This window comes from Streptomyces griseosporeus (genome assembly GCF_014656055.1).
Lineage (GTDB): Bacteria > Actinomycetota > Actinomycetes > Streptomycetales > Streptomycetaceae > Streptomyces > Streptomyces griseosporeus.
Genome location: NZ_BNBR01000001.1, coordinates 1,145,774 through 1,163,378, shown reverse-complemented (window position 1 = coordinate 1,163,378; position 17,605 = coordinate 1,145,774). Strand labels below are relative to the sequence as shown.

Here is a 17,605-nt window from a genome sequence, read left to right as displayed (position 1 = left end):
AAGGAATCTTGGAGCCAATCGGTGTGTTGTTGTGATGTGCAGGACACCCCCGCGGTCCCCGCTGCGTTGTACAACGTAAGCTGTACCGGTCCCCAAAGGCGGCAAGTGGGGAGATAATGCGCGACACCCTCACTTGGGGCAGCCGTGCGGACCGCCGGGCGGCGTGTCCGAAATAGTGTGTATTGGGTCGGCAGTGTAGAACGGGAGATGTGACGGCAATGGCTACGGAAACTCCCCAGCTCAACGCAGCATGTGCCGTCCCCGCCCGGGGCAGCGCGCGGTGACGGGAACGACAGCGGGAGTGGGGACCGCGCGGCCGGCGCACGCGGGCGACCCCGGGCACGGCACGCTCGCCAAGGCCGCGGACGAGAACTTCCCCGTGGCCCCCTTCTTCCTGCCCCGCGCCTGGCGCGCCGACCTCATGGCCGTCTACGGCTTCGCCCGCCTCGTCGACGACATCGGCGACGGCGACCTGGCGCCCGGCGGCGCCGACGCCCGCCTGCTCGGGGTAGCCCCCGGCGAGGCCCAGGACCGGCTCGTCCTGCTCGACGCCTTCGAGGCCGACCTGTGGCGGGTCTTCGACGGCACGCCCCGGCACCCGCTGCTGCGCCGCCTGCAGCCGACCGTGCGCCGCTGCTCGCTCACCCCCGAGCCCTTCCTCGGCCTGATCGCCGCCAACCGGCAGGACCAGCTCGTCAGCCGCTACGAGACCTTCGACGACCTCCTCGCCTACTGCGAACTGTCCGCCAACCCCGTCGGCCGCCTCGTCCTCGCCGTCACCGGCACCTCGACCCCCGAGCGGATCCGCCGCTCCGACGCCGTCTGCACCGCGCTGCAGATCGTCGAGCACCTCCAGGACGTGGCCGAGGACCTCGGCCGCGACCGTATCTACCTCCCCGCCGCCGACATGAAGCGTTTTCACGTCCAGGAGGCGGACCTCGCGGCGAAAACCGCGGGCGCATCGGTGCGCGCCCTGGTTGCATACGAGGCACAACGCGCCCGCGATCTGCTGAATGAAGGCGCCCCCCTGGTGGGTAGCGTCCACGGCAGGTTGAAACTGCTGCTCGCAGGGTTCGTGGCGGGGGGACGGGCGGCCCTCGGCGCGATCGCCGCCGCCGACTACGACGTACTTCCCGGCCCGCCCCGGCACGGCAAGCTCCGGTTGCTGCGTGAGGTGGGCGTGACTCTGCGAGGAGAGGGGTGATCCGGACCGTGGAGCTGCCACCGCCCGCGTCCGCACCGGTACTCGCCGCCTACAGCTACTGCGAGGCCGTCACCGGACAGCAGGCCCGAAACTTCGCCTACGGCATCCGGCTGCTGCCCACGCACAAGCGGCGCGCGATGTCGGCCCTGTACGCGTTCTCCCGCCGCGTCGACGACATCGGCGACGGGGCGCTGAGCAACGATGTCAAGGTCGCACGGCTGGAGGACACCCGGGCGCTGCTCACGCGTATCCGCGCGGGCGAGGTCGAGGAGGACGACACCGACCCCGTCGCGGTCGCCCTCGCGCACGCCGCCGAGCACTTCCCGATCCCGCTCGGCGGTCTCGACGAGCTGATCGACGGCGTCCAGATGGACGTACGCGGCGAGACCTACGAGACCTGGGACGACCTGAAGGTGTACTGCCGCTGCGTGGCGGGCGCCATCGGGCGGCTCTCCCTGGGCGTGTTCGGCACCGAACCGGGGGCGCGCGGCGCGGAACGCGCGCCGGAGTACGCCGACACGCTCGGGCTCGCGCTCCAGCTCACCAACATCCTGAGGGACGTCCGCGAGGACGCCCAGGGCGGACGCACCTACCTCCCGGCCGACGACCTGGCCAAGTTCGGCTGCTCCGCCGGGTTCGACGGGCCGACCCCACCACAGGGCTCCGACTTCGCGGGCCTCGTGCACTTCGAAGTGCGGCGGGCCCGCGCTCTTTTCGCCGAGGGCTACCGCCTGCTGCCCATGCTCGACCGGCGCAGCGGCGCCTGCGTCGCCGCCATGGCCGGCATCTACCGCCGCCTGCTCGACCGCATCGAGCGCGACCCGGAGGCCGTGCTGCGCGGCCGGGTCTCGCTGCCCGGGCACGAGAAGGCCTACGTCGCCGTGCGCGGCCTGTCCGGCCTGGACGCGCGGAACGTCTCCCGGCAGACCGTCAGGAGGCGCGCCTGATGGACTCGACCTCGGAAGGCGGCATGCGGCACGCAACCCTCCGGTGCGGCGCGGCGTCCCTGACTGCGACGGCCTGCCGTACAGCATTCACCCATCTCGGCGGACGGGCAGGGGAGGGCGTGCGATGACCGACGGGACCCGGTCCGACGGGCCACCACATCACGCCGCCCGGCCCGGCCGGGACGCCGTGGTGATCGGCGGCGGCCTCGCCGGCGTCACCGCCGCCCTGGCGCTCGCCGACGCGGGCGTCCGCGTCACCCTGCTGGAGGGCAGACCGAGACTGGGCGGCCTCGCCTTCTCCTTCCGGCGCGGCGCACTGACCGTCGACAACGGACAGCACGTCTACCTGCGCTGCTGCACCGCCTACCGCTGGTTCCTCGACCGGATCCAGGCCGCCGACCTGGCTCCGCTGCAGAGCCGTCTCGACGTGCCCGTCGTGGACGCCGGCAAGCCCGAGGGGCGCCGGCTCGGCCGGCTGCGGCGCGACGCGCTGCCCGTCCCGCTGCACCTGGGACGCAGCCTCGCCACCTACCCGCACCTCTCGCTCGCCGAGCGCGCCAAGGTGGGGCGCGCCGCGCTCGCGCTCAAGGGGCTCGACCTCACCGATCCGGCCCTGGACGACCAGGACTTCGGCAGCTGGCTGGCCGCGCACGGCCAGTCGGCGCGTGCCGTCGAGGCCCTGTGGGACCTGGTCGGCGTCGCCACCCTCAACGCGGTCGCCGGCGACGCCTCGCTGGGGCTCGCCGCCATGGTGTTCAAGACCGGTCTGCTGTCCGACCCGGGTGCCGCCGACATCGGCTGGGCGAGCGTCCCCCTGGGCGATCTGCACGACCGGCTGGCCCGCAAGGCGCTCGAGACCGCGGGCGTGCGCATCGGACTCCGTACACGCGTCACCTCCATCTCTATTGACGAGAACGGGCGTTGGAGCGTTCAGGTTCCCGGCGACACGCTCACCGCCGACGCCGTCGTGCTCGCCGTACCCCAGCGCGAGACGTACGACCTGCTGCCGCCCGGCGCGCTCGACGCCCCCGAGCGGCTGCTGGACATCGGCACCGCGCCGATCCTCAACGTGCACGTCGTCTACGACCGTCCCGTCCTCCACGCCCCCTTCTTCGCCGCCCTCGGCACGCCCGTGCAGTGGGTGTTCGACCGCACCGAGGCCTCCGGGCTGAGCGGCGGCGGCCAGTACCTGGCGCTGTCCCAGTCGGCGGCGCAGGACGACATCGACCGGCCGGTCGCCGAGCTGCGCGAGCGCTACCTCCCGGAACTCGGGCGGCTGCTGCCGCACACCCGGCACGCCGAGGTGCTGGACTTCTTCGTGACCCGGGAGCGCACCGCCACGTTCGCTCCCACCCCCGGCGTCGGGCGGCTGCGGCCCGGCGCCCGCACCAAGGCCCCCGGCCTGTACCTGGCCGGAGCGTGGACCGCCACCGGGTGGCCCGCGACCATGGAGAGTGCGGTCCGCAGCGGTGTGAGCGCGGCGGAGGCCGCGCTCGGCGCCCTGGGCCGGCCCCGCCCCCGCCATCTCTTCGCGTTCGAGGAGGCGGCGTGATGATCGGCGAGCGCGGCGCGGCAGGCTCCCGCACCCCCGGTACCGCAACAAGAGGAGAGACTGTGCCCACTGTGCCCCCGGCCGAGACGGCCGCTCGGAGGACCGCGGTGGACGTGACCGCGCTGCTGGAGCGCGGCCGGACGCTTGCCACGCCGGTGCTGCGGACGGCCGTCGACCGCCTGGCGCCGCCCATGGACACCGTTGCCGCCTACCACTTCGGCTGGATCGACGCACAGGGCAACCCCACCGCCGGCGACGGCGGCAAGGCCGTACGCCCCGCCCTCGCCGTGCTGTCCGCCGAGGTCACCGGCGCCGCCCCCGAGACCGGCGTGCCCGGCGCGGTCGCCGTCGAGCTGGTGCACAACTTCTCGCTGCTGCACGACGACCTGATGGACGGCGACGAGCAGCGCCGCCACCGCGACACCGTCTGGAAGGTGCACGGCCCCGCCCAGGCCATCCTGGTCGGCGACGCCCTGTTCGCCCTCGCCAACGAGGTGCTGCTGGAGCTGGGCACCGTGGAGGCCGGCCGCGCCGCCCGCCGGCTGACCACCGCCACCCGCGCGCTGATCGACGGCCAGGCCCAGGACATCTCCTACGAGCACCGCGACCGCGTCAGCGTCGATGAGTGCCTGGAGATGGAGGGCAACAAGACCGGCGCCCTGCTCGCCTGCGCCTCCTCCATCGGCGCGGTGCTCGGCGGCGCGGACGACGCCACCGCCGACGCGCTGGAGAAGTACGGCTACCACCTCGGCCTCGCCTTCCAGGCCGTCGACGACCTGCTCGGCATCTGGGGCGACCCGGAGGCCACCGGCAAGCAGACCTGGAGCGACCTGCGCCAGCGCAAGAAGTCCCTGCCGGTCGTCGCCGCGCTCGCCGCCGAGGGCCCCGCTGCCGCGCGACTCGGCGAGCTGCTCGCCGCCGACGCCAAGAGCAGCGACTTCGAGAACTTCTCCGAGGAGGAGTTCGCGGCCCGCGCCCGCCTCATCGAGGAGGCCGGCGGCCGGGACTGGACCGCCGAGGAGGCGCGCCGCCAGCACACCATCGCCATCGAAGCCCTCGACGCCGTCGACATGCCCGAGCAGGTCCGGGCGCGGTTCACGGCGCTCGCGGACTTCGTCGTCGTACGGAAGAGATGATCACTATCGGTCGAACACCCGACGCGTAGTCGCCGGCCGGTGCCGCGGCAGACACGGCACCGGCCGACGGCGGACCCACAGCAGCACGACTTGCACGACTGCACGAAGGGGAAGCCATGACAGCGACGACCGACGGAAGCACCGGGGCACTGCCGCCCCGCGCTGCCGCGGCCAGCGAAACCCGCACCGACATCCCCGCGGCGGCCGGGGTACCGGATGTACCGGACGCCGCCCGGCGCGCGGTGGCGCGTGCCACCGACTTCCTGCTGGCGCGGCAGGACGCCGAGGGCTGGTGGAAGGGCGACCTCGAGACCAACGTCACCATGGACGCCGAGGACCTGCTGCTCCGCCAGTTCCTGGGCATCCTCGACGAGGCCACCGCCCAGGCCGCCGCGCTGTTCATCCGCGGCGAGCAGCGCGAGGACGGCACCTGGGCCACCTTCTACGGCGGGCCGGGCGAGCTGTCCGCCACCATCGAGGCGTACGTCGCCCTGCGGCTGGCCGGTGACGCGCCGGACGCGCCGCACATGGCGAAGGCCTCCGCGTGGATCCGCGCGCAGGGCGGCATCGCCGCCGCCCGGGTCTTCACCCGGATCTGGCTCGCGCTGTTCGGCTGGTGGAAGTGGGAGGACCTGCCCGAACTCCCGCCCGAGCTGATCTTCTTCCCCACCTGGGTCCCGCTCAACATCTACGACTTCGGCTGCTGGGCCCGGCAGACGATCGTGCCGCTGACCATCGTCTCCGCCAAGCGCCCGGTGCGCCCGGCACCCTTCCCGCTGGACGAGCTGCACACCGACCCCGCCCACCCCAACCCGGTCAAGCCCCTTGCCCCGGTGGCCAGTTGGGACGGCGCCTTCCAGCGCCTGGACAAGGCGCTGCACGCGCTGCGCAAGGTCGCCCCGAAGCGGCTGCGCAGGGCCGCGATGAACACCGCCGCCCGCTGGATCATCGAACGGCAGGAGAACGACGGCTGCTGGGGCGGCATCCAGCCCCCGGCCGTGTACTCGATCATCGCGCTGCACCTGCTCGGCTACGACCTCCAGCACCCGGTGATCCGCGAGGGGCTCGCCTCGCTGGAACGGTTCGCCGTGTGGCGCGAGGACGGCGCCCGCATGATCGAGGCCTGCCAGTCGCCGGTGTGGGACACCTGCCTGGCCACCATCGCCCTCGTCGACGCGGGACTGCCGACCGACCATCCGCAGCTGGTGAAGGCCGCGGACTGGATGCTCGGCGAGGAGATCGTCCGCCCCGGCGACTGGGCCGTACGCCGCCCCGGACTGCCGCCCGGCGGCTGGGCGTTCGAGTTCCACAACGACAACTATCCCGACATCGACGACACCGCCGAGGTGGTCCTCGCGCTGCGCAGGGTCCGGCACCACGACCCCGACCGGGTCGAGGGGGCCATCGCGCGCGGGGTGCGCTGGAACCTCGGCATGCAGTCGAAGAACGGCGCGTGGGGCGCCTTCGACGTCGACAACACCAGCCCCTTCCCCAACCGGCTGCCGTTCTGCGACTTCGGTGAGGTCATCGACCCGCCGTCGGCGGACGTCACCGCGCACGTGGTGGAGATGCTCGCCGTGGAGGGCCTCGCACACGACCCGCGCACCCGGCGCGGCATCGAGTGGCTGCTCGCCGAACAGGAGCCGGACGGCTCGTGGTTCGGACGCTGGGGCGTCAACTACATCTACGGCACCGGATCCGTCGTACCCGCCCTGGTGGCCGCCGGGATCCCCGCCTCGCACCCGGCGGTCCGGCGCGCGGTGGCCTGGCTGGAGTCCGTGCAGAACGACGACGGCGGCTGGGGCGAGGACCTGCGCTCCTACAAGGACGCCCGCAAGTGGGCCGGGCGCGGCGCCTCCACCGCCTCGCAGACCGCGTGGGCGCTGATGGCGCTGCTGGCGGCGGGGGAGAAGGAGTCCAAGGCCGTCGAGCGCGGCGTCGCGTGGCTGGCCGCCACCCAGCGCGAGGACGGCTCCTGGGACGAGCCGTATTTCACCGGCACCGGCTTCCCGTGGGACTTCTCCATCAACTACCACCTGTACCGGCAGGTGTTCCCGCTCACCGCGCTCGGCCGGTACCTCAACGGCGACCCCTTCGCCGGCCGGCTTCCGGCACCCGGCGCCCGCGCCGCGGACCGGCCCCGGGCCGAGGCCAAGGGGATGTGATGAGCACCCAGCCCGCCCCGGCCCCGCTGCTGATCGCCTGCGCGCTCGGCATCGAGCACCTCGCCCTGCGCCGGCGCGATCGCGGTGAGACGGGCGGGCCGGTCACCGTGCTGCGCACCGGCATGGGTCCGAGGGCGGCCGAGAGGTCGGTCGCCCGGCTGCTGGCCGACCCCGCGTTCGCCGACGCCGCCGTGCTCGCCACCGGCTTCTGCGCGGGACTCGCGCCCGGCATGCACCCCGGCGACCTGGTCGTCGCCGAGGAGACCCGGGACCCGCGGTCCACGGTGGCCTGCGTCGGCACCGAACTGCTCGTCAAGGAACTCGCCCGGATCCTGCCCGGGCGCACGGTCCACACCGGCCCGCTCACCGGCTCGGACCATGTGGTCCGCGGCCCGGAGCGCTCCGCGCTGCGCGCGACCGGCGCGATCGCCGTCGACATGGAGTCGGCGGCCACGCTCCTGAGCGCCGTGCGCTCGGGCGAGCGCCCGGTTGCGGCCGTCCGGGTGGTCGTGGACGCTCCAGAACATGAACTCGTCCGGATCGGCACGGTGCGCGGTGGAATATCGGCTTTCCGCGTTCTTCGTTCCGTACTACCTGCTTTTTACGAATGGCACCGCAATGTGCTGCTCCCGAGGAGGTAAGCCCGATGGCCATGCCGCTGCGCCAGTCCATCAAGGTCGCTACATACCTGGCCGAACAGAAACTGCGCAAGCGGGACAAGTTCCCGCTGATCGTGGAGCTTGAACCGCTGTTCGCCTGCAATCTCAAGTGCGAGGGCTGCGGCAAGATCCAGCACCCGGCGGGTGTGCTGAAGCAGCGCATGCCGGTCGCGCAGGCCGTGGGTGCCGTGCTGGAGTCGGGCGCGCCGATGGTGTCCATCGCCGGCGGTGAGCCGCTGATGCACCCCCAGATCGACGAGATCGTGCGCCAGCTGGTGGCCAAGAAGAAGTACGTCTTCCTGTGCACCAACGCCATGCTGCTGCGCAAGAAGATCGACAAGTTCAAGCCCTCTCCCTATTTCGCCTTCGCCGTGCACATCGACGGGCTGCGTGAGCGGCACGACGAGTCCGTCGCGAAGGAGGGCGTGTTCGACGAGGCGGTCGAGGCCATCAAGGAGGCCAAGCGGCGCGGCTTCCGGGTGACCACCAACTCCACCTTCTTCAACACCGACACCCCGCAGACCATCATCGAGGTCCTGAACTTCCTCAACGACGACCTCAAGGTCGACGAGATGATGATCTCGCCCGCCTACGCCTACGAGAAGGCGCCCGACCAGGAGCACTTCCTGGGCGTGGAGCAGACCCGCGAGCTGTTCAAGAAGGCCTTCGCGGGCGGCAACCGGCGCAAGTGGCGGCTCAACCACTCCCCGCTCTTCCTGGACTTCCTGGAGGGCAAGGTGGACTTCCCGTGCACCGCGTGGGCGATCCCCAACTACTCCCTCTTCGGCTGGCAGCGGCCCTGCTACCTGATGAGCGACGGCTACGTGCCGACGTACCGCGAACTCATCGAGGAGACCGACTGGGACAAGTACGGCCGGGGCAAGGACCCGCGCTGCGCCAACTGCATGGCGCACTGCGGCTACGAGCCCACCGCCGTCCTCGCCACCATGGGCTCGCTGAAGGAGTCCCTGCGGGCGATGCGCGAGACGGTCTCCGGAAACCGGGAGTGACGTCATGACCGCCATTTCCCTGGGCGTTCCCGAGGTACCGGTCCGGCCGGTCGCCGAGCGGCGGGTGTCGCGGCGGATCCAGGTCGGGCCGGTGGCGGTCGGGGGCGGGGCGCCGGTGTCGGTGCAGTCCATGACGACGACCCGTACGTCGGACATCGGCGCCACGCTCCAGCAGATCGCCGAACTCACCGCGTCCGGCTGCCAGATCGTCCGCGTCGCCTGTCCGACGCAGGACGACGCGGACGCCCTCGCGACGATCGCCCGGAAGTCGCAGATCCCGGTCATCGCCGACATCCACTTCCAGCCGAAGTACGTCTTCGCCGCCATCGAGGCCGGCTGCGCGGCGGTGCGGGTGAACCCGGGGAACATCAAGAAGTTCGACGACCAGGTGCGCGAGATCGCGCGGGCCGCGAAGGACCACGGCACGCCGATCCGGATCGGCGTCAACGCCGGTTCGCTCGACAAGCGGCTGCTGGAGAAGTACGGCAAGGCGACCCCGGAGGCGCTGGTCGAGTCGGCGCTGTGGGAGGCATCCCTCTTCGAGGAGCACGACTTCCGCGACATCAAGATCTCGGTCAAGCACAACGACCCCGTCGTGATGATCGAGGCCTACCGCCAGCTCGCCGCCCAGTGCGACTACCCCCTCCACCTCGGCGTGACCGAGGCGGGCCCGGCCTTCCAGGGCACGATCAAGTCCGCGGTGGCCTTCGGCGCGCTGCTCTCCCAGGGCATCGGCGACACGATCCGGGTGTCCCTGTCCGCGCCTCCCGTCGAGGAGGTCAAGGTCGGCATCCAGATCCTCCAGTCGCTGGGGCTGCGGCAGCGGCGGCTGGAGATCGTCTCCTGCCCGTCCTGCGGGCGCGCCCAGGTCGACGTGTACAAGCTGGCGGACGAGGTCACGGCGGGCCTGGAGGGCATGGAGGTGCCGCTGCGGGTCGCCGTCATGGGCTGCGTCGTCAACGGCCCCGGCGAGGCCCGCGAGGCCGACCTCGGCGTCGCCTCCGGCAACGGCAAGGGCCAGATCTTCGTCAAGGGCGAGGTCGTCAAGACGGTCCCCGAGTCGAAGATCGTCGAGACGCTGATCGAGGAGGCGATGAAGATCGCCGAGCGGATGGAACGGGAGGGCACCGCCCCGGACCCGGGGAAACCGGCAGTGACGGTGAGCTGACGTACGGCACGGACCGAGAGGGGGCCCGAGCGTGACCATTCTGGAGAACATCCGGGGACCACGCGACCTGAAGGCGCTGTCCGAGGCGGAACTCGGTGAACTGACCGAGGAGATACGGGAGTTCCTGGTGCACGCGGTCGCCAGGACCGGCGGTCACCTCGGCCCCAACCTGGGCGTGGTGGAGCTCACCGTCGCCCTGCACCGGGTCTTCGAGTCGCCGGTCGACCGCATCCTGTGGGACACCGGACACCAGAGCTATGTCCACAAGCTTCTGACGGGACGTCAGGACTTCTCCAAGCTGCGCGGCAAGGGCGGTCTGTCCGGCTATCCCTCGCGCGAGGAGTCCGAGCACGACGTCATCGAGAACAGCCACGCCTCCACCGCCCTCGGCTGGGCGGACGGCCTCGCCAAGGCACGCCAGGTGCAGGGCGGGAAGGGGCACGTCGTCGCCGTCATCGGGGACGGCGCGCTCACCGGCGGCATGGCCTGGGAGGCGCTGAACAACATCGCGGCCGCCAAGGACCGGCCGCTGATCATCGTCGTCAACGACAACGAGCGGTCGTACGCGCCGACCATCGGCGGCCTCGCCAACCACCTGGCGACCCTGCGCACCACCGACGGCTACGAGAAGGTCCTCGCCTGGGGCAAGGAGGTCCTGCAGCGCACCCCGGTCGTCGGCGGCACCGTCTACGAGGCCCTGCACGGCGCCAAGAAGGGCTTCAAGGACGCCTTCGCCCCGCAGGGCCTCTTCGAGGACCTGGGCCTGAAGTACGTCGGCCCGATCGACGGGCACGACATCAAGGCGGTCGAGTCGGCGCTGCGGCGAGCCAAGCGCTTCCACGGGCCGGTCCTCGTGCACTGCCTCACGGAGAAGGGCCGCGGCTACGAGCCCGCCCTCGCCCATGAGGAGGACCACTTCCACACCGTCGGCGTGATGGACCCGCTCACCTGCGAGCCGCTCGTCCCCGCGGGCGGGCCGTCCTGGACGTCGGTGTTCGGCGAGGAGATGGTCCGCATCGGCGAGGAGCGCGACGACGTCGTGGCGATCACCGCGGCCATGCTGCACCCCGTCGGCCTGGGCACGTTCGCCGCCCGCTTCCCCGACCGGGTGTGGGACGTGGGCATCGCCGAGCAGCACGCGGTTGTCTCCGCGGCCGGCCTGGCCACCGGCGGGCTGCACCCGGTCGTCGCCGTCTACGCCACCTTCCTCAACCGCGCCTTCGACCAGCTGCTCATGGACGTCGCCCTGCACCGCTGCGGGGTCACCTTCGTACTGGACCGGGCCGGGGTCACCGGCGTCGACGGGCCCTCGCACAACGGCATGTGGGACATGTCCATCCTCCAGGTCGTGCCCGGCCTCAGGATCGCCGCGCCGCGCGACGCCGACCAGCTGCGCGCCCAGCTGCGGGAGGCCGTCGCCGTGGACGACGCGCCGACACTGGTCCGCTTCCCGAAGGAGTCGGCCGGGCCGAGCATCCCGGCGGTCGACCGGGTGGGCGGACTGGACGTCCTGCACCGCGCCGAGCGGCCGGAGGTGCTGCTGGTCGCGGTCGGCGTGATGGCGCCCGTCTGCCTCCAGGCGGCGGAGCTGCTCGAAGCGCGCGGCATCGGCTGCACGGTCGTGGACCCCCGGTGGGTCAAGCCGGTCGACCCGGCGCTGCCCGGCCTCGCCGCCCGGCACCGGCTGGTCGCCGTCGTGGAGGACAACAGCCGCTCGGCCGGCGTCGGCAGCGCGGTGGCGCTGGCACTCGGCGACGCCGACGTGGACGTCCCCGTACGGCGGTTCGGCATCCCGGAGCAGTTCCTCGCGCACGCCAAGCGCGGCGAGGTGCTGGCCGACATCGGGCTGACGCCCGTCGAGGTCGCGGGCCGGATCAGCGCGAGCCTGGCCGTCAAGGACATCGGTGCGCACGCCGAGGGCACCGGCCCGGCCGCCGAGGAAGAGCCGTCCAAGGAGAAACAGGCATGACAACCGCCAAATCCGCGTCGCCGTCGCCCTCGCAGGCCGGTGGGTTCGACCTCGCCGCCCTGCTGGCCGCACGCGGGGCCGAGCGCTACGAGCTGCACGGCAAGTACCTCAACCACCAGCTCCCGCGCATGCTGCACACCATCGGCTTCGACAAGGTCTACGAGCGGGCCGAGGGCGCCCACTTCTGGGACGCGGACGGCAACGACTACCTGGACATGCTCGCCGGATTCGGGGTGATGGGCCTGGGCCGCCACCACCCCGTGGTCCGCCAGGCGCTGCACGACGTGCTGGACCTGAACCTGGCCGACCTCACCCGGTTCGACTGCCAGCCGCTGCCCGGCCTGCTCGCGGAGAAGCTGCTCGCGCACAGCCCGCACCTGGACCGGGTGTTCTTCGGCAACAGCGGCACCGAGGCGGTCGAGGGCGCGCTGAAGTTCGCCCGGTACGCCACCGGCAAGCCGCGCGTCCTGTACTGCGAGCACGCCTTCCACGGCCTGACCACCGGCTCCCTGTCGGTCAACGGCGAGTCCGGCTTCCGGGACGGCTTCGCCCCGCTGCTGCCGGACACCGCCGTCCCGCTCGGCGACCTGGACGCGCTCGCCCGGGAGCTGCGCAAGGGCGATGTCGCCGCGCTGATCGTCGAGCCGATCCAGGGCAAGGGCGTCCACGAGGCCCCGCCCGGCTATCTGCGGGCCGCGCAGGAGCTGCTGCACCGGCACAAGGCGCTGCTCATCGCCGACGAGGTGCAGACCGGCCTCGGCCGCACCGGCGACTTCTACGCCTACCAGCACGAGGACGGCGTCGAGCCGGACCTGGTGTGCGTCGCCAAGGCGCTCTCCGGCGGCTATGTGCCGGTCGGCGCCACCCTCGGCAAGGACTGGATCTTCAAGAAGGTGTACTCGTCGATGGACCGCGTGCTGGTCCACTCGGCGAGCTTCGGGTCCAACGCGCAGGCCATGGCCGCCGGGCTCGCGGTGCTGTCCGTCATGGAGAACGAGCAGACCGTGGCGAACGCCCGGGCCATGGGGGAGCTGCTGAAGTCCCGGCTCACCGCCCTGATCGGCAAGTACGAGCTGCTGGCCGACGTGCGCGGCCGGGGCCTGATGATCGGCATCGAGTTCGGGAAACCGAAGTCGCTGAAACTGCGCAGCCGCTGGACCATGCTCCAGGCCGCCCGCAAGGGTCTGTTCGCGCAGATGGTGGTCGTGCCCCTGCTCCAGCGGCACCGGATCCTCACCCAGGTCTCCGGCGACCACCTGGAGGTGATCAAGCTGATCCCGCCGCTGGTGATCGACGAGGCGGACGTGGACCGGTTCGTCGACGCCTTCACCGCCGTGATGGACGACGCGCACAGCGGCGGCGGGCTGATGTGGGACTTCGGCAAGACGCTGGTGAAGCAGGCGGTGGCCAACCGCTGACGAGCTTTTGCCTCTGAGGCAAGAAAATTGCCGCAGAGGCAAAACTTCGGCTCAATGGAGGCATGAGCTCCTCCGACGGCCCGCCCGACGGGCCGGCCCCCGAAGGCCTGCCGACCGTGGCGCCCCAGCTGCGCGCCCTGCGCCGCCGGGCCGGTCTCACCCTGGAGGCGGCGGCCCGCGCCGCGGGACTGTCGCCCGCCCACCTGTCCCGCCTGGAGACCGGGCAGCGCCAGCCCTCCCTGCCGATGCTGCTCGCGCTCGCCCGTATCTACGGTACGACGGTCTCCGAGCTGCTCGGCGAGACGGTCGCCGAGCGGGACGCCGTCGTGCGCCACGCCGACATGGAGCCGACGGCGGCGGGCGGCTGGACGTACTGGCAGGCGGGCGCGCCGGGCCGGGGCATGCAGGCCCTGCGCGTCCGCGTCCCCTACGGCTCGCAGGGCGACATCGTGCGCGTCCACCCCGGTGAGGAGTGGCTGTACGTCCTCGCCGGCCGGCTCGTGCTGCGCCTGGGCGACACCACGCACCGCCTCGCCCCCGGGGACAGCGCGCACTTCGACTCGCTGACCCCGCACCGTATCGCCGCCCAGGACGAGGGCGGGGCGGAGCTGCTCTTCGTCCACACGCTGCTGCAGAGCCCGACGGCCACGCTGTGCCTCGGCCACACCCCTGGAGAGACGTCATGAACGACCGCGAGGAGAGGTTTCCGCGCACCCTGTGGATCCGGCTGATCATCTACATCGCGGTGGGCCATGTGCTGGCCGCGTTCATCTGGCTGCTGTTCGAGGTGGGCGCCAACCAGTAGCCGTACGACGGCCCGCCGGAGCGGTCAGTCCAGCAGGCGCTCGCGCAGCCGCTCGCGGGTCGCGGGCGCCAGGCCGAGGCCCTGCTCCAGATAGGTGTCGACGTCGCCCCAGGTCTGCTCGATCGTCTCGAAGGCGGCCGTCAGGTACTCGGCGCGCGCGTCGAACAGGGGGCTGAGCAGCTCCATGACCTCGGGGGAGTACGCGTCGCCCGAGCCGTTGCTGCGGTGCACCTTGTAGCGGCGGTGCTTGGCGTTGGACTCCAGGTAGTCGGCGATGATCGCCTCCCGCTCCACCCCGAGGGCGAGGAGCGTGACGGCTATGGAGAGGCCCGCGCGGTCCTTGCCCGCCGCGCAGTGCATCAGGGCCGGGACGCTGTCCTCGGCGAGCGCGTGCAGCACCCGGGAGTGCTCGGCGGTGCGCTCCTTGATGATCTGCCGGTAGGAGGCGATCATCCGGGCCGCGGCCCTGCCGTCGCCGAGGATTCCGCGCAGCTGCTCGATGTCGCCGTCACGGACCATCTTCCAGAACTCGGCGCCGTCGGCCGGGTCGCTCAGCGGCAGGTTCACGTTCCGCACGCCGGGCAGGGCGACGTCCGGGCCCTCCAGCTTCTGGTCGGCCGCGTTGCGGAAGTCGAAGATCGTGTGCAGGCCGAGGGAGGACAGGAAGGCGGCGTCCTCCTGCGTGGCGTGCGCGAGGTGACCGCTGCGGAACAGCACGCCGTGCCGCACCCGCCGTCCGTCGACCGTGGGCAGTCCGCCCACGTCGCGGAAGTTGCGCACTCCGGCCAGCTCGGGTTCGGTCGACGGCACCTGCTGCGTCACGAAGGGCTCCTCCCTCTCGGCTCCCGCCGGCGCGGCTCAGGCCGACGGGATGTGCCTTTCGACGATACGACATGGATTCCTGGGGCAACGGGTTGTCCACAGGCGCTCGGCGGGGGCGCGACGGGGCACACGCCGGGGCACGCTCGCAGAGCGAGAGATTTCCCCCGACTGCGGCACCTCTGGGCTTTCTGTCCGAATTGCAGCCTTCATTCCAAGTCGCAAGGAAATAGGGGGTCATGGCGGTGGCGTGCGTGAGGAGCGTCATAACCGTGACCGTCCGTCGCCCGTCATGTTCACGTAATACCTGCCATTCTGCTGGGGAATTGGCAGAGCGAAGCGGTACGGAATACACGCAGGGTGACCGGCGATTCCGCCTGTCGATCACGTGAAATCGGCGTATGTGGAACCCCGCGCTTGTTTCCGTGCGTCTTGCTCGCTTACGTTCCACACCGATCCGGGCGGAACGCCGAATCCTGCCGCCGCCCGGGGCCCGCACACACTCACCCGTGCCCGGCAGGAGCGGGGGACCCACAGGTACGACCGCCTGTTCCGGTTCCCGGAACGGCTTGGGGTTTAGTCGCGCCGAAAAGCGCGGCCGGACATCTCCAGTCCGCACCCGACAGCTCACCTCGCAGGCGCCGGAGAGGAATTCGCCATGCCCGCGAAGGGTAAGCACCGTCGTCCCAAGGCTCAGCGTTTCACCCGTTCCATCGCCGTCGCCGGTACCGGTGGCGCCGCGCTCGCCCTCCCGCTCCTGGGAGCCACCGGCGCCCACGCGGCCACCCCGCAGTCCGCCCCGGACAAGGCCGTGCAGTCGGCTCCCGTCGCCGCCGGGAAGACGGCCGCGACGAAGACCGGCGTGCGTACCTACACGGTCAGGTCCGGTGACTACCTCTCGAAGATCGCCCAGACGCAGCACGTCAGTGGCGGCTGGAAGAAGCTGTACGCCGACAACCGCGAGGCCATCGGCAGCGACCCGTCGCTGATCCACCCCGGCCTGAAGCTCACCCTCGGCAAGAAGGCGGCGGCCTCCACGAACGCCGAGCGTCCGGCGAGGAAGCCGGCCGCCAAGTCCTCGGCGCCGAAGGCGCAGCAGTCCGCCGCCAAGGCGGCGCCGGCCGCCCAGGCCGCCCCCGTCACCGGCTTCAGCCTCCCCGTGAGCGGCGCCACCGTCGGCACGCCGTACCACCTGGCGGGCAGCATGTGGTCCAGCGGCTACCACACCGGCGTCGACTTCGTCGTCCCGACCGGCACCTCGCTCAAGGCCGTCGCCGCGGGCACCGTCGTCTCCGCGGGCTGGGGCGGTGCGTACGGCAACCAGGTCGTCATCAAGCTGAACGACGGCTACTACGCCCAGTACGCCCACCTGTCGCAGCTGTCCGTCTCCGCCGGACAGACCGTGACCGCGGGCCAGCAGATCGGCCTCTCGGGCGCCACCGGCAACGTGACCGGCCCGCACCTGCACTTCGAGATCCGCACCACGCCGGACTACGGCTCCGACGTGGACCCGGTCGCCTACCTGCGCTCGCACGGCGTCTCGGTCGGCTGACCCCGGCCAGGGGGCTGCTCACCGACGCCACCCCCTGCCCGACACGCGCCGCCGAAGGCCGGACCTCTTCCCCTGGGTCCGGCCTTCGGCCCGTCTGCGCACGGCTCTCAGGCGCGGTCGAGCCGGTCCCGCTGCTCCGGGTCCAGCGTCAGCTCCAGGGCGCCGAGCAGCTCCTCCAGCTGCGCGACCGAGCTGACGCCCACGATCGGCAGGACGGCCGGGTCACCGCCGAGCAGCCACGCCAGCACCACCTGGCCCGGCGTCGCGCCCAGCTCGGCGGCCACCGCGCGCACGGCGGCCAGGCGACGGGCGGTGCCGGGATGGTCGTAGGCCGGCGAGAGCGGCTTGTCGTCCCGGGAGTACGCGCCGAACAGCAGCGTCGAGTACGCCATCAGCGTCAGATCGGGCTCGCTGCGCACGTAGTCCAGCATCTCCGGCGTCACATGGACATGGCCGCCCTCGGGCAGGGCGACGTCGAACCGCGGCTGGAGGTAGGAATACCGCTGCTGCACGCAGGTGTAGCCGGTCCAGCCGTTGCGCCGGGCGAGCGCGCGGGCCCGTTCCATGCGCCACGCCGGGTGGTTGGAGGCACCCAGCACCCGCACCTGCCCGGCGGTCACCAGCTCGTCCAGCGCGCCGAGGGTCTCCTCCAGCGGGACGGACCGGTCCTCGATGTGGGTCCAGTACAGGTCGATCCGGTCGGTGCCCAGGCGGCGCAGGCTCTCCTGGGCCGCCTTGCGCGCCACGGGCGCGGACAGGCCCTCCGCCGCCTCCAGGCCGCCCCCGGGCACGGTGGGGCGCGCGCCGAACTTCGTGGAGATCACCACGCGGTCGCGGGCGCCGCGGCTCGCCATCCAGCGGCCGACGGTGGTCTCGCTCTCGTCGCCCGTGGCCCCGGGCAGCCAGAAGGCGTAGTTGTCCGAGGTGTCGATCAGGTTCCCGCCCGCCTCCACGAAGCGGTCCAGGACGGCGAAGGACGTCGCCTCGTCCAGGGCGGTGCCGAACGTCATCGCGCCGAGGCACAGCGCGCCCACCTCCGGCCCGTCCGCCCCTCCGATACGGCGTCGCAGCATGGCGCAACTCCCTTGCTCGCTGGGTCACTTGGGATGCGGCCGCGGGCGGGGCCGCGGCGCCCTGCCACCGTAGGCGCCGAGCGGACCGGGAAACCGGACCGATTCCGGCGCGGAAAACCGGACCGATT

16 protein-coding genes and 1 riboswitch are annotated in these 17,605 nt (G+C 72.0%); of the genes, 14 read left to right on the top strand and 2 right to left on the bottom strand.

The genetic code is table 11. From position 1 onward, the window contains the following. Positions 1-250 precede the first annotated feature (250 nt). The 13 genes from hpnC (at position 251) to IE308_RS05065 (ending at position 14,033) form a co-directional block, all read left to right on the top strand. Positions 251-1,204 carry a squalene synthase HpnC gene (hpnC, locus tag IE308_RS05120; protein ID WP_229908706.1) on the top strand — a complete coding sequence of 318 codons (954 nt, stop codon included), beginning with the start codon at positions 251-253 and terminating at the stop codon, positions 1,202-1,204. Continuing rightward, entirely contained in the window at positions 1,201-2,151 is a 951-nt protein-coding gene (hpnD, locus tag IE308_RS05115; protein WP_110633403.1) for a presqualene diphosphate synthase HpnD, read from the top strand. Before hpnC ends, hpnD begins: the two co-directional genes overlap by 4 nt. After that, a complete protein-coding gene (locus IE308_RS37415; RefSeq protein ID WP_373314432.1) occupies positions 2,151-2,279 on the top strand; it encodes a DUF6380 family protein in 129 nt (42 codons plus the stop codon). Before hpnD ends, IE308_RS37415 begins: the two co-directional genes overlap by 1 nt. After that, complete coding sequence (gene hpnE / locus IE308_RS05110; protein ID WP_190216751.1) at positions 2,276-3,703, top strand: hydroxysqualene dehydroxylase HpnE; 1,428 nt, start codon at positions 2,276-2,278, stop codon at positions 3,701-3,703. The genes IE308_RS37415 and hpnE overlap by 4 nt, the downstream gene beginning before the upstream one ends. After that, positions 3,703-4,839 carry a polyprenyl synthetase family protein gene (locus IE308_RS05105; RefSeq protein ID WP_190216750.1) on the top strand — a complete coding sequence of 379 codons (1,137 nt, stop codon included), beginning with the start codon at positions 3,703-3,705 and terminating at the stop codon, positions 4,837-4,839. Before hpnE ends, IE308_RS05105 begins: the two co-directional genes overlap by 1 nt. Before the next feature lie 116 nt (positions 4,840-4,955). Next, complete coding sequence (shc, locus tag IE308_RS05100; RefSeq protein ID WP_110633410.1) at positions 4,956-7,004, top strand: squalene--hopene cyclase; 2,049 nt, start codon at positions 4,956-4,958, stop codon at positions 7,002-7,004. Next, positions 7,004-7,645, top strand: coding sequence for a phosphorylase family protein (locus tag IE308_RS05095; protein ID WP_110633413.1), 642 nt, complete (start codon positions 7,004-7,006; stop codon positions 7,643-7,645). The genes shc and IE308_RS05095 overlap by 1 nt, the downstream gene beginning before the upstream one ends. Before the next feature lie 5 nt (positions 7,646-7,650). Continuing rightward, positions 7,651-8,673: an adenosyl-hopene transferase HpnH gene (gene hpnH / locus IE308_RS05090; protein WP_110633416.1), complete on the top strand. Its 1,023-nt coding sequence runs from the start codon at positions 7,651-7,653 to the stop codon at positions 8,671-8,673. Between the two features lie 4 nt (positions 8,674-8,677). Then, the gene (ispG, locus tag IE308_RS05085; RefSeq protein ID WP_110633419.1) at positions 8,678-9,841 is read left to right on the top strand and encodes a flavodoxin-dependent (E)-4-hydroxy-3-methylbut-2-enyl-diphosphate synthase; all 1,164 of its coding nucleotides are present in this window, start codon (positions 8,678-8,680) and stop codon (positions 9,839-9,841) included. Positions 9,842-9,872: 31 nt separating this feature from the next. After that, entirely contained in the window at positions 9,873-11,810 is a 1,938-nt protein-coding gene (gene dxs, locus IE308_RS05080; protein WP_190216749.1) for a 1-deoxy-D-xylulose-5-phosphate synthase, read from the top strand. Then, positions 11,807-13,228: an aspartate aminotransferase family protein gene (locus tag IE308_RS05075; protein WP_190216748.1), complete on the top strand. Its 1,422-nt coding sequence runs from the start codon at positions 11,807-11,809 to the stop codon at positions 13,226-13,228. The genes dxs and IE308_RS05075 overlap by 4 nt, the downstream gene beginning before the upstream one ends. 62 nt (positions 13,229-13,290) lie before the next feature. Then, entirely contained in the window at positions 13,291-13,914 is a 624-nt protein-coding gene (locus IE308_RS05070; protein WP_190216747.1) for a helix-turn-helix domain-containing protein, read from the top strand. Then, positions 13,911-14,033, top strand: coding sequence for a DUF6126 family protein (locus IE308_RS05065; protein WP_190216746.1), 123 nt, complete (start codon positions 13,911-13,913; stop codon positions 14,031-14,033). The genes IE308_RS05070 and IE308_RS05065 overlap by 4 nt, the downstream gene beginning before the upstream one ends. Before the next feature lie 24 nt (positions 14,034-14,057). Here the strand turns inward: IE308_RS05065 and IE308_RS05060 are convergent, their stop codons facing one another. After that, complete coding sequence (locus IE308_RS05060; RefSeq protein WP_190216745.1) at positions 14,058-14,855, bottom strand: tyrosine-protein phosphatase; 798 nt, start codon at positions 14,853-14,855, stop codon at positions 14,058-14,060. A gap of 491 nt (positions 14,856-15,346) precedes the next feature. Continuing rightward, positions 15,347-15,506, top strand: a riboswitch (cyclic di-AMP (ydaO/yuaA leader). Between the two features lie 4 nt (positions 15,507-15,510). On the opposite strand from IE308_RS05060, the gene IE308_RS05055 reads away from it, so the two are divergent. Continuing rightward, positions 15,511-16,404, top strand: coding sequence for a M23 family metallopeptidase (locus IE308_RS05055; protein WP_190216744.1), 894 nt, complete (start codon positions 15,511-15,513; stop codon positions 16,402-16,404). A 107-nt stretch (positions 16,405-16,511) separates the two neighbouring features. Here the strand turns inward: IE308_RS05055 and IE308_RS05050 are convergent, their stop codons facing one another. Continuing rightward, on the bottom strand, positions 16,512-17,477 hold the full coding sequence (locus IE308_RS05050; RefSeq protein ID WP_190216743.1) for an aldo/keto reductase: 966 nt from the start codon (positions 17,475-17,477) through the stop codon (positions 16,512-16,514). Positions 17,478-17,605 lie beyond the last annotated feature (128 nt).

Bases quoted from the DNA above. Each gene is read 5' to 3' on its own strand.
- hpnC (WP_229908706.1), top strand. From the start codon at position 251: ATGTGCCGTCCCCGCCCGGGGCAGCGCGCGGTGACGGGAACGACAGCG.
- IE308_RS37415 (WP_373314432.1), top strand. From the start codon at position 2,151: ATGGACTCGACCTCGGAAGGCGGCATGCGGCACGCAACCCTCCGGTGC.
- hpnE (WP_190216751.1), top strand. From the start codon at position 2,276: ATGACCGACGGGACCCGGTCCGACGGGCCACCACATCACGCCGCCCGG.
- IE308_RS05105 (WP_190216750.1), top strand. From the start codon at position 3,703: ATGATCGGCGAGCGCGGCGCGGCAGGCTCCCGCACCCCCGGTACCGCA.
- shc (WP_110633410.1), top strand. From the start codon at position 4,956: ATGACAGCGACGACCGACGGAAGCACCGGGGCACTGCCGCCCCGCGCT.
- IE308_RS05095 (WP_110633413.1), top strand. From the start codon at position 7,004: ATGAGCACCCAGCCCGCCCCGGCCCCGCTGCTGATCGCCTGCGCGCTC.
- hpnH (WP_110633416.1), top strand. From the start codon at position 7,651: ATGGCCATGCCGCTGCGCCAGTCCATCAAGGTCGCTACATACCTGGCC.
- ispG (WP_110633419.1), top strand. From the start codon at position 8,678: ATGACCGCCATTTCCCTGGGCGTTCCCGAGGTACCGGTCCGGCCGGTC.
- IE308_RS05075 (WP_190216748.1), top strand. From the start codon at position 11,807: ATGACAACCGCCAAATCCGCGTCGCCGTCGCCCTCGCAGGCCGGTGGG.
- IE308_RS05070 (WP_190216747.1), top strand. From the start codon at position 13,291: ATGAGCTCCTCCGACGGCCCGCCCGACGGGCCGGCCCCCGAAGGCCTG.
- IE308_RS05065 (WP_190216746.1), top strand. From the start codon at position 13,911: ATGAACGACCGCGAGGAGAGGTTTCCGCGCACCCTGTGGATCCGGCTG.
- IE308_RS05055 (WP_190216744.1), top strand. From the start codon at position 15,511: ATGCCCGCGAAGGGTAAGCACCGTCGTCCCAAGGCTCAGCGTTTCACC.
- IE308_RS05050 (WP_190216743.1), bottom strand. From the start codon at position 17,477: ATGCTGCGACGCCGTATCGGAGGGGCGGACGGGCCGGAGGTGGGCGCG.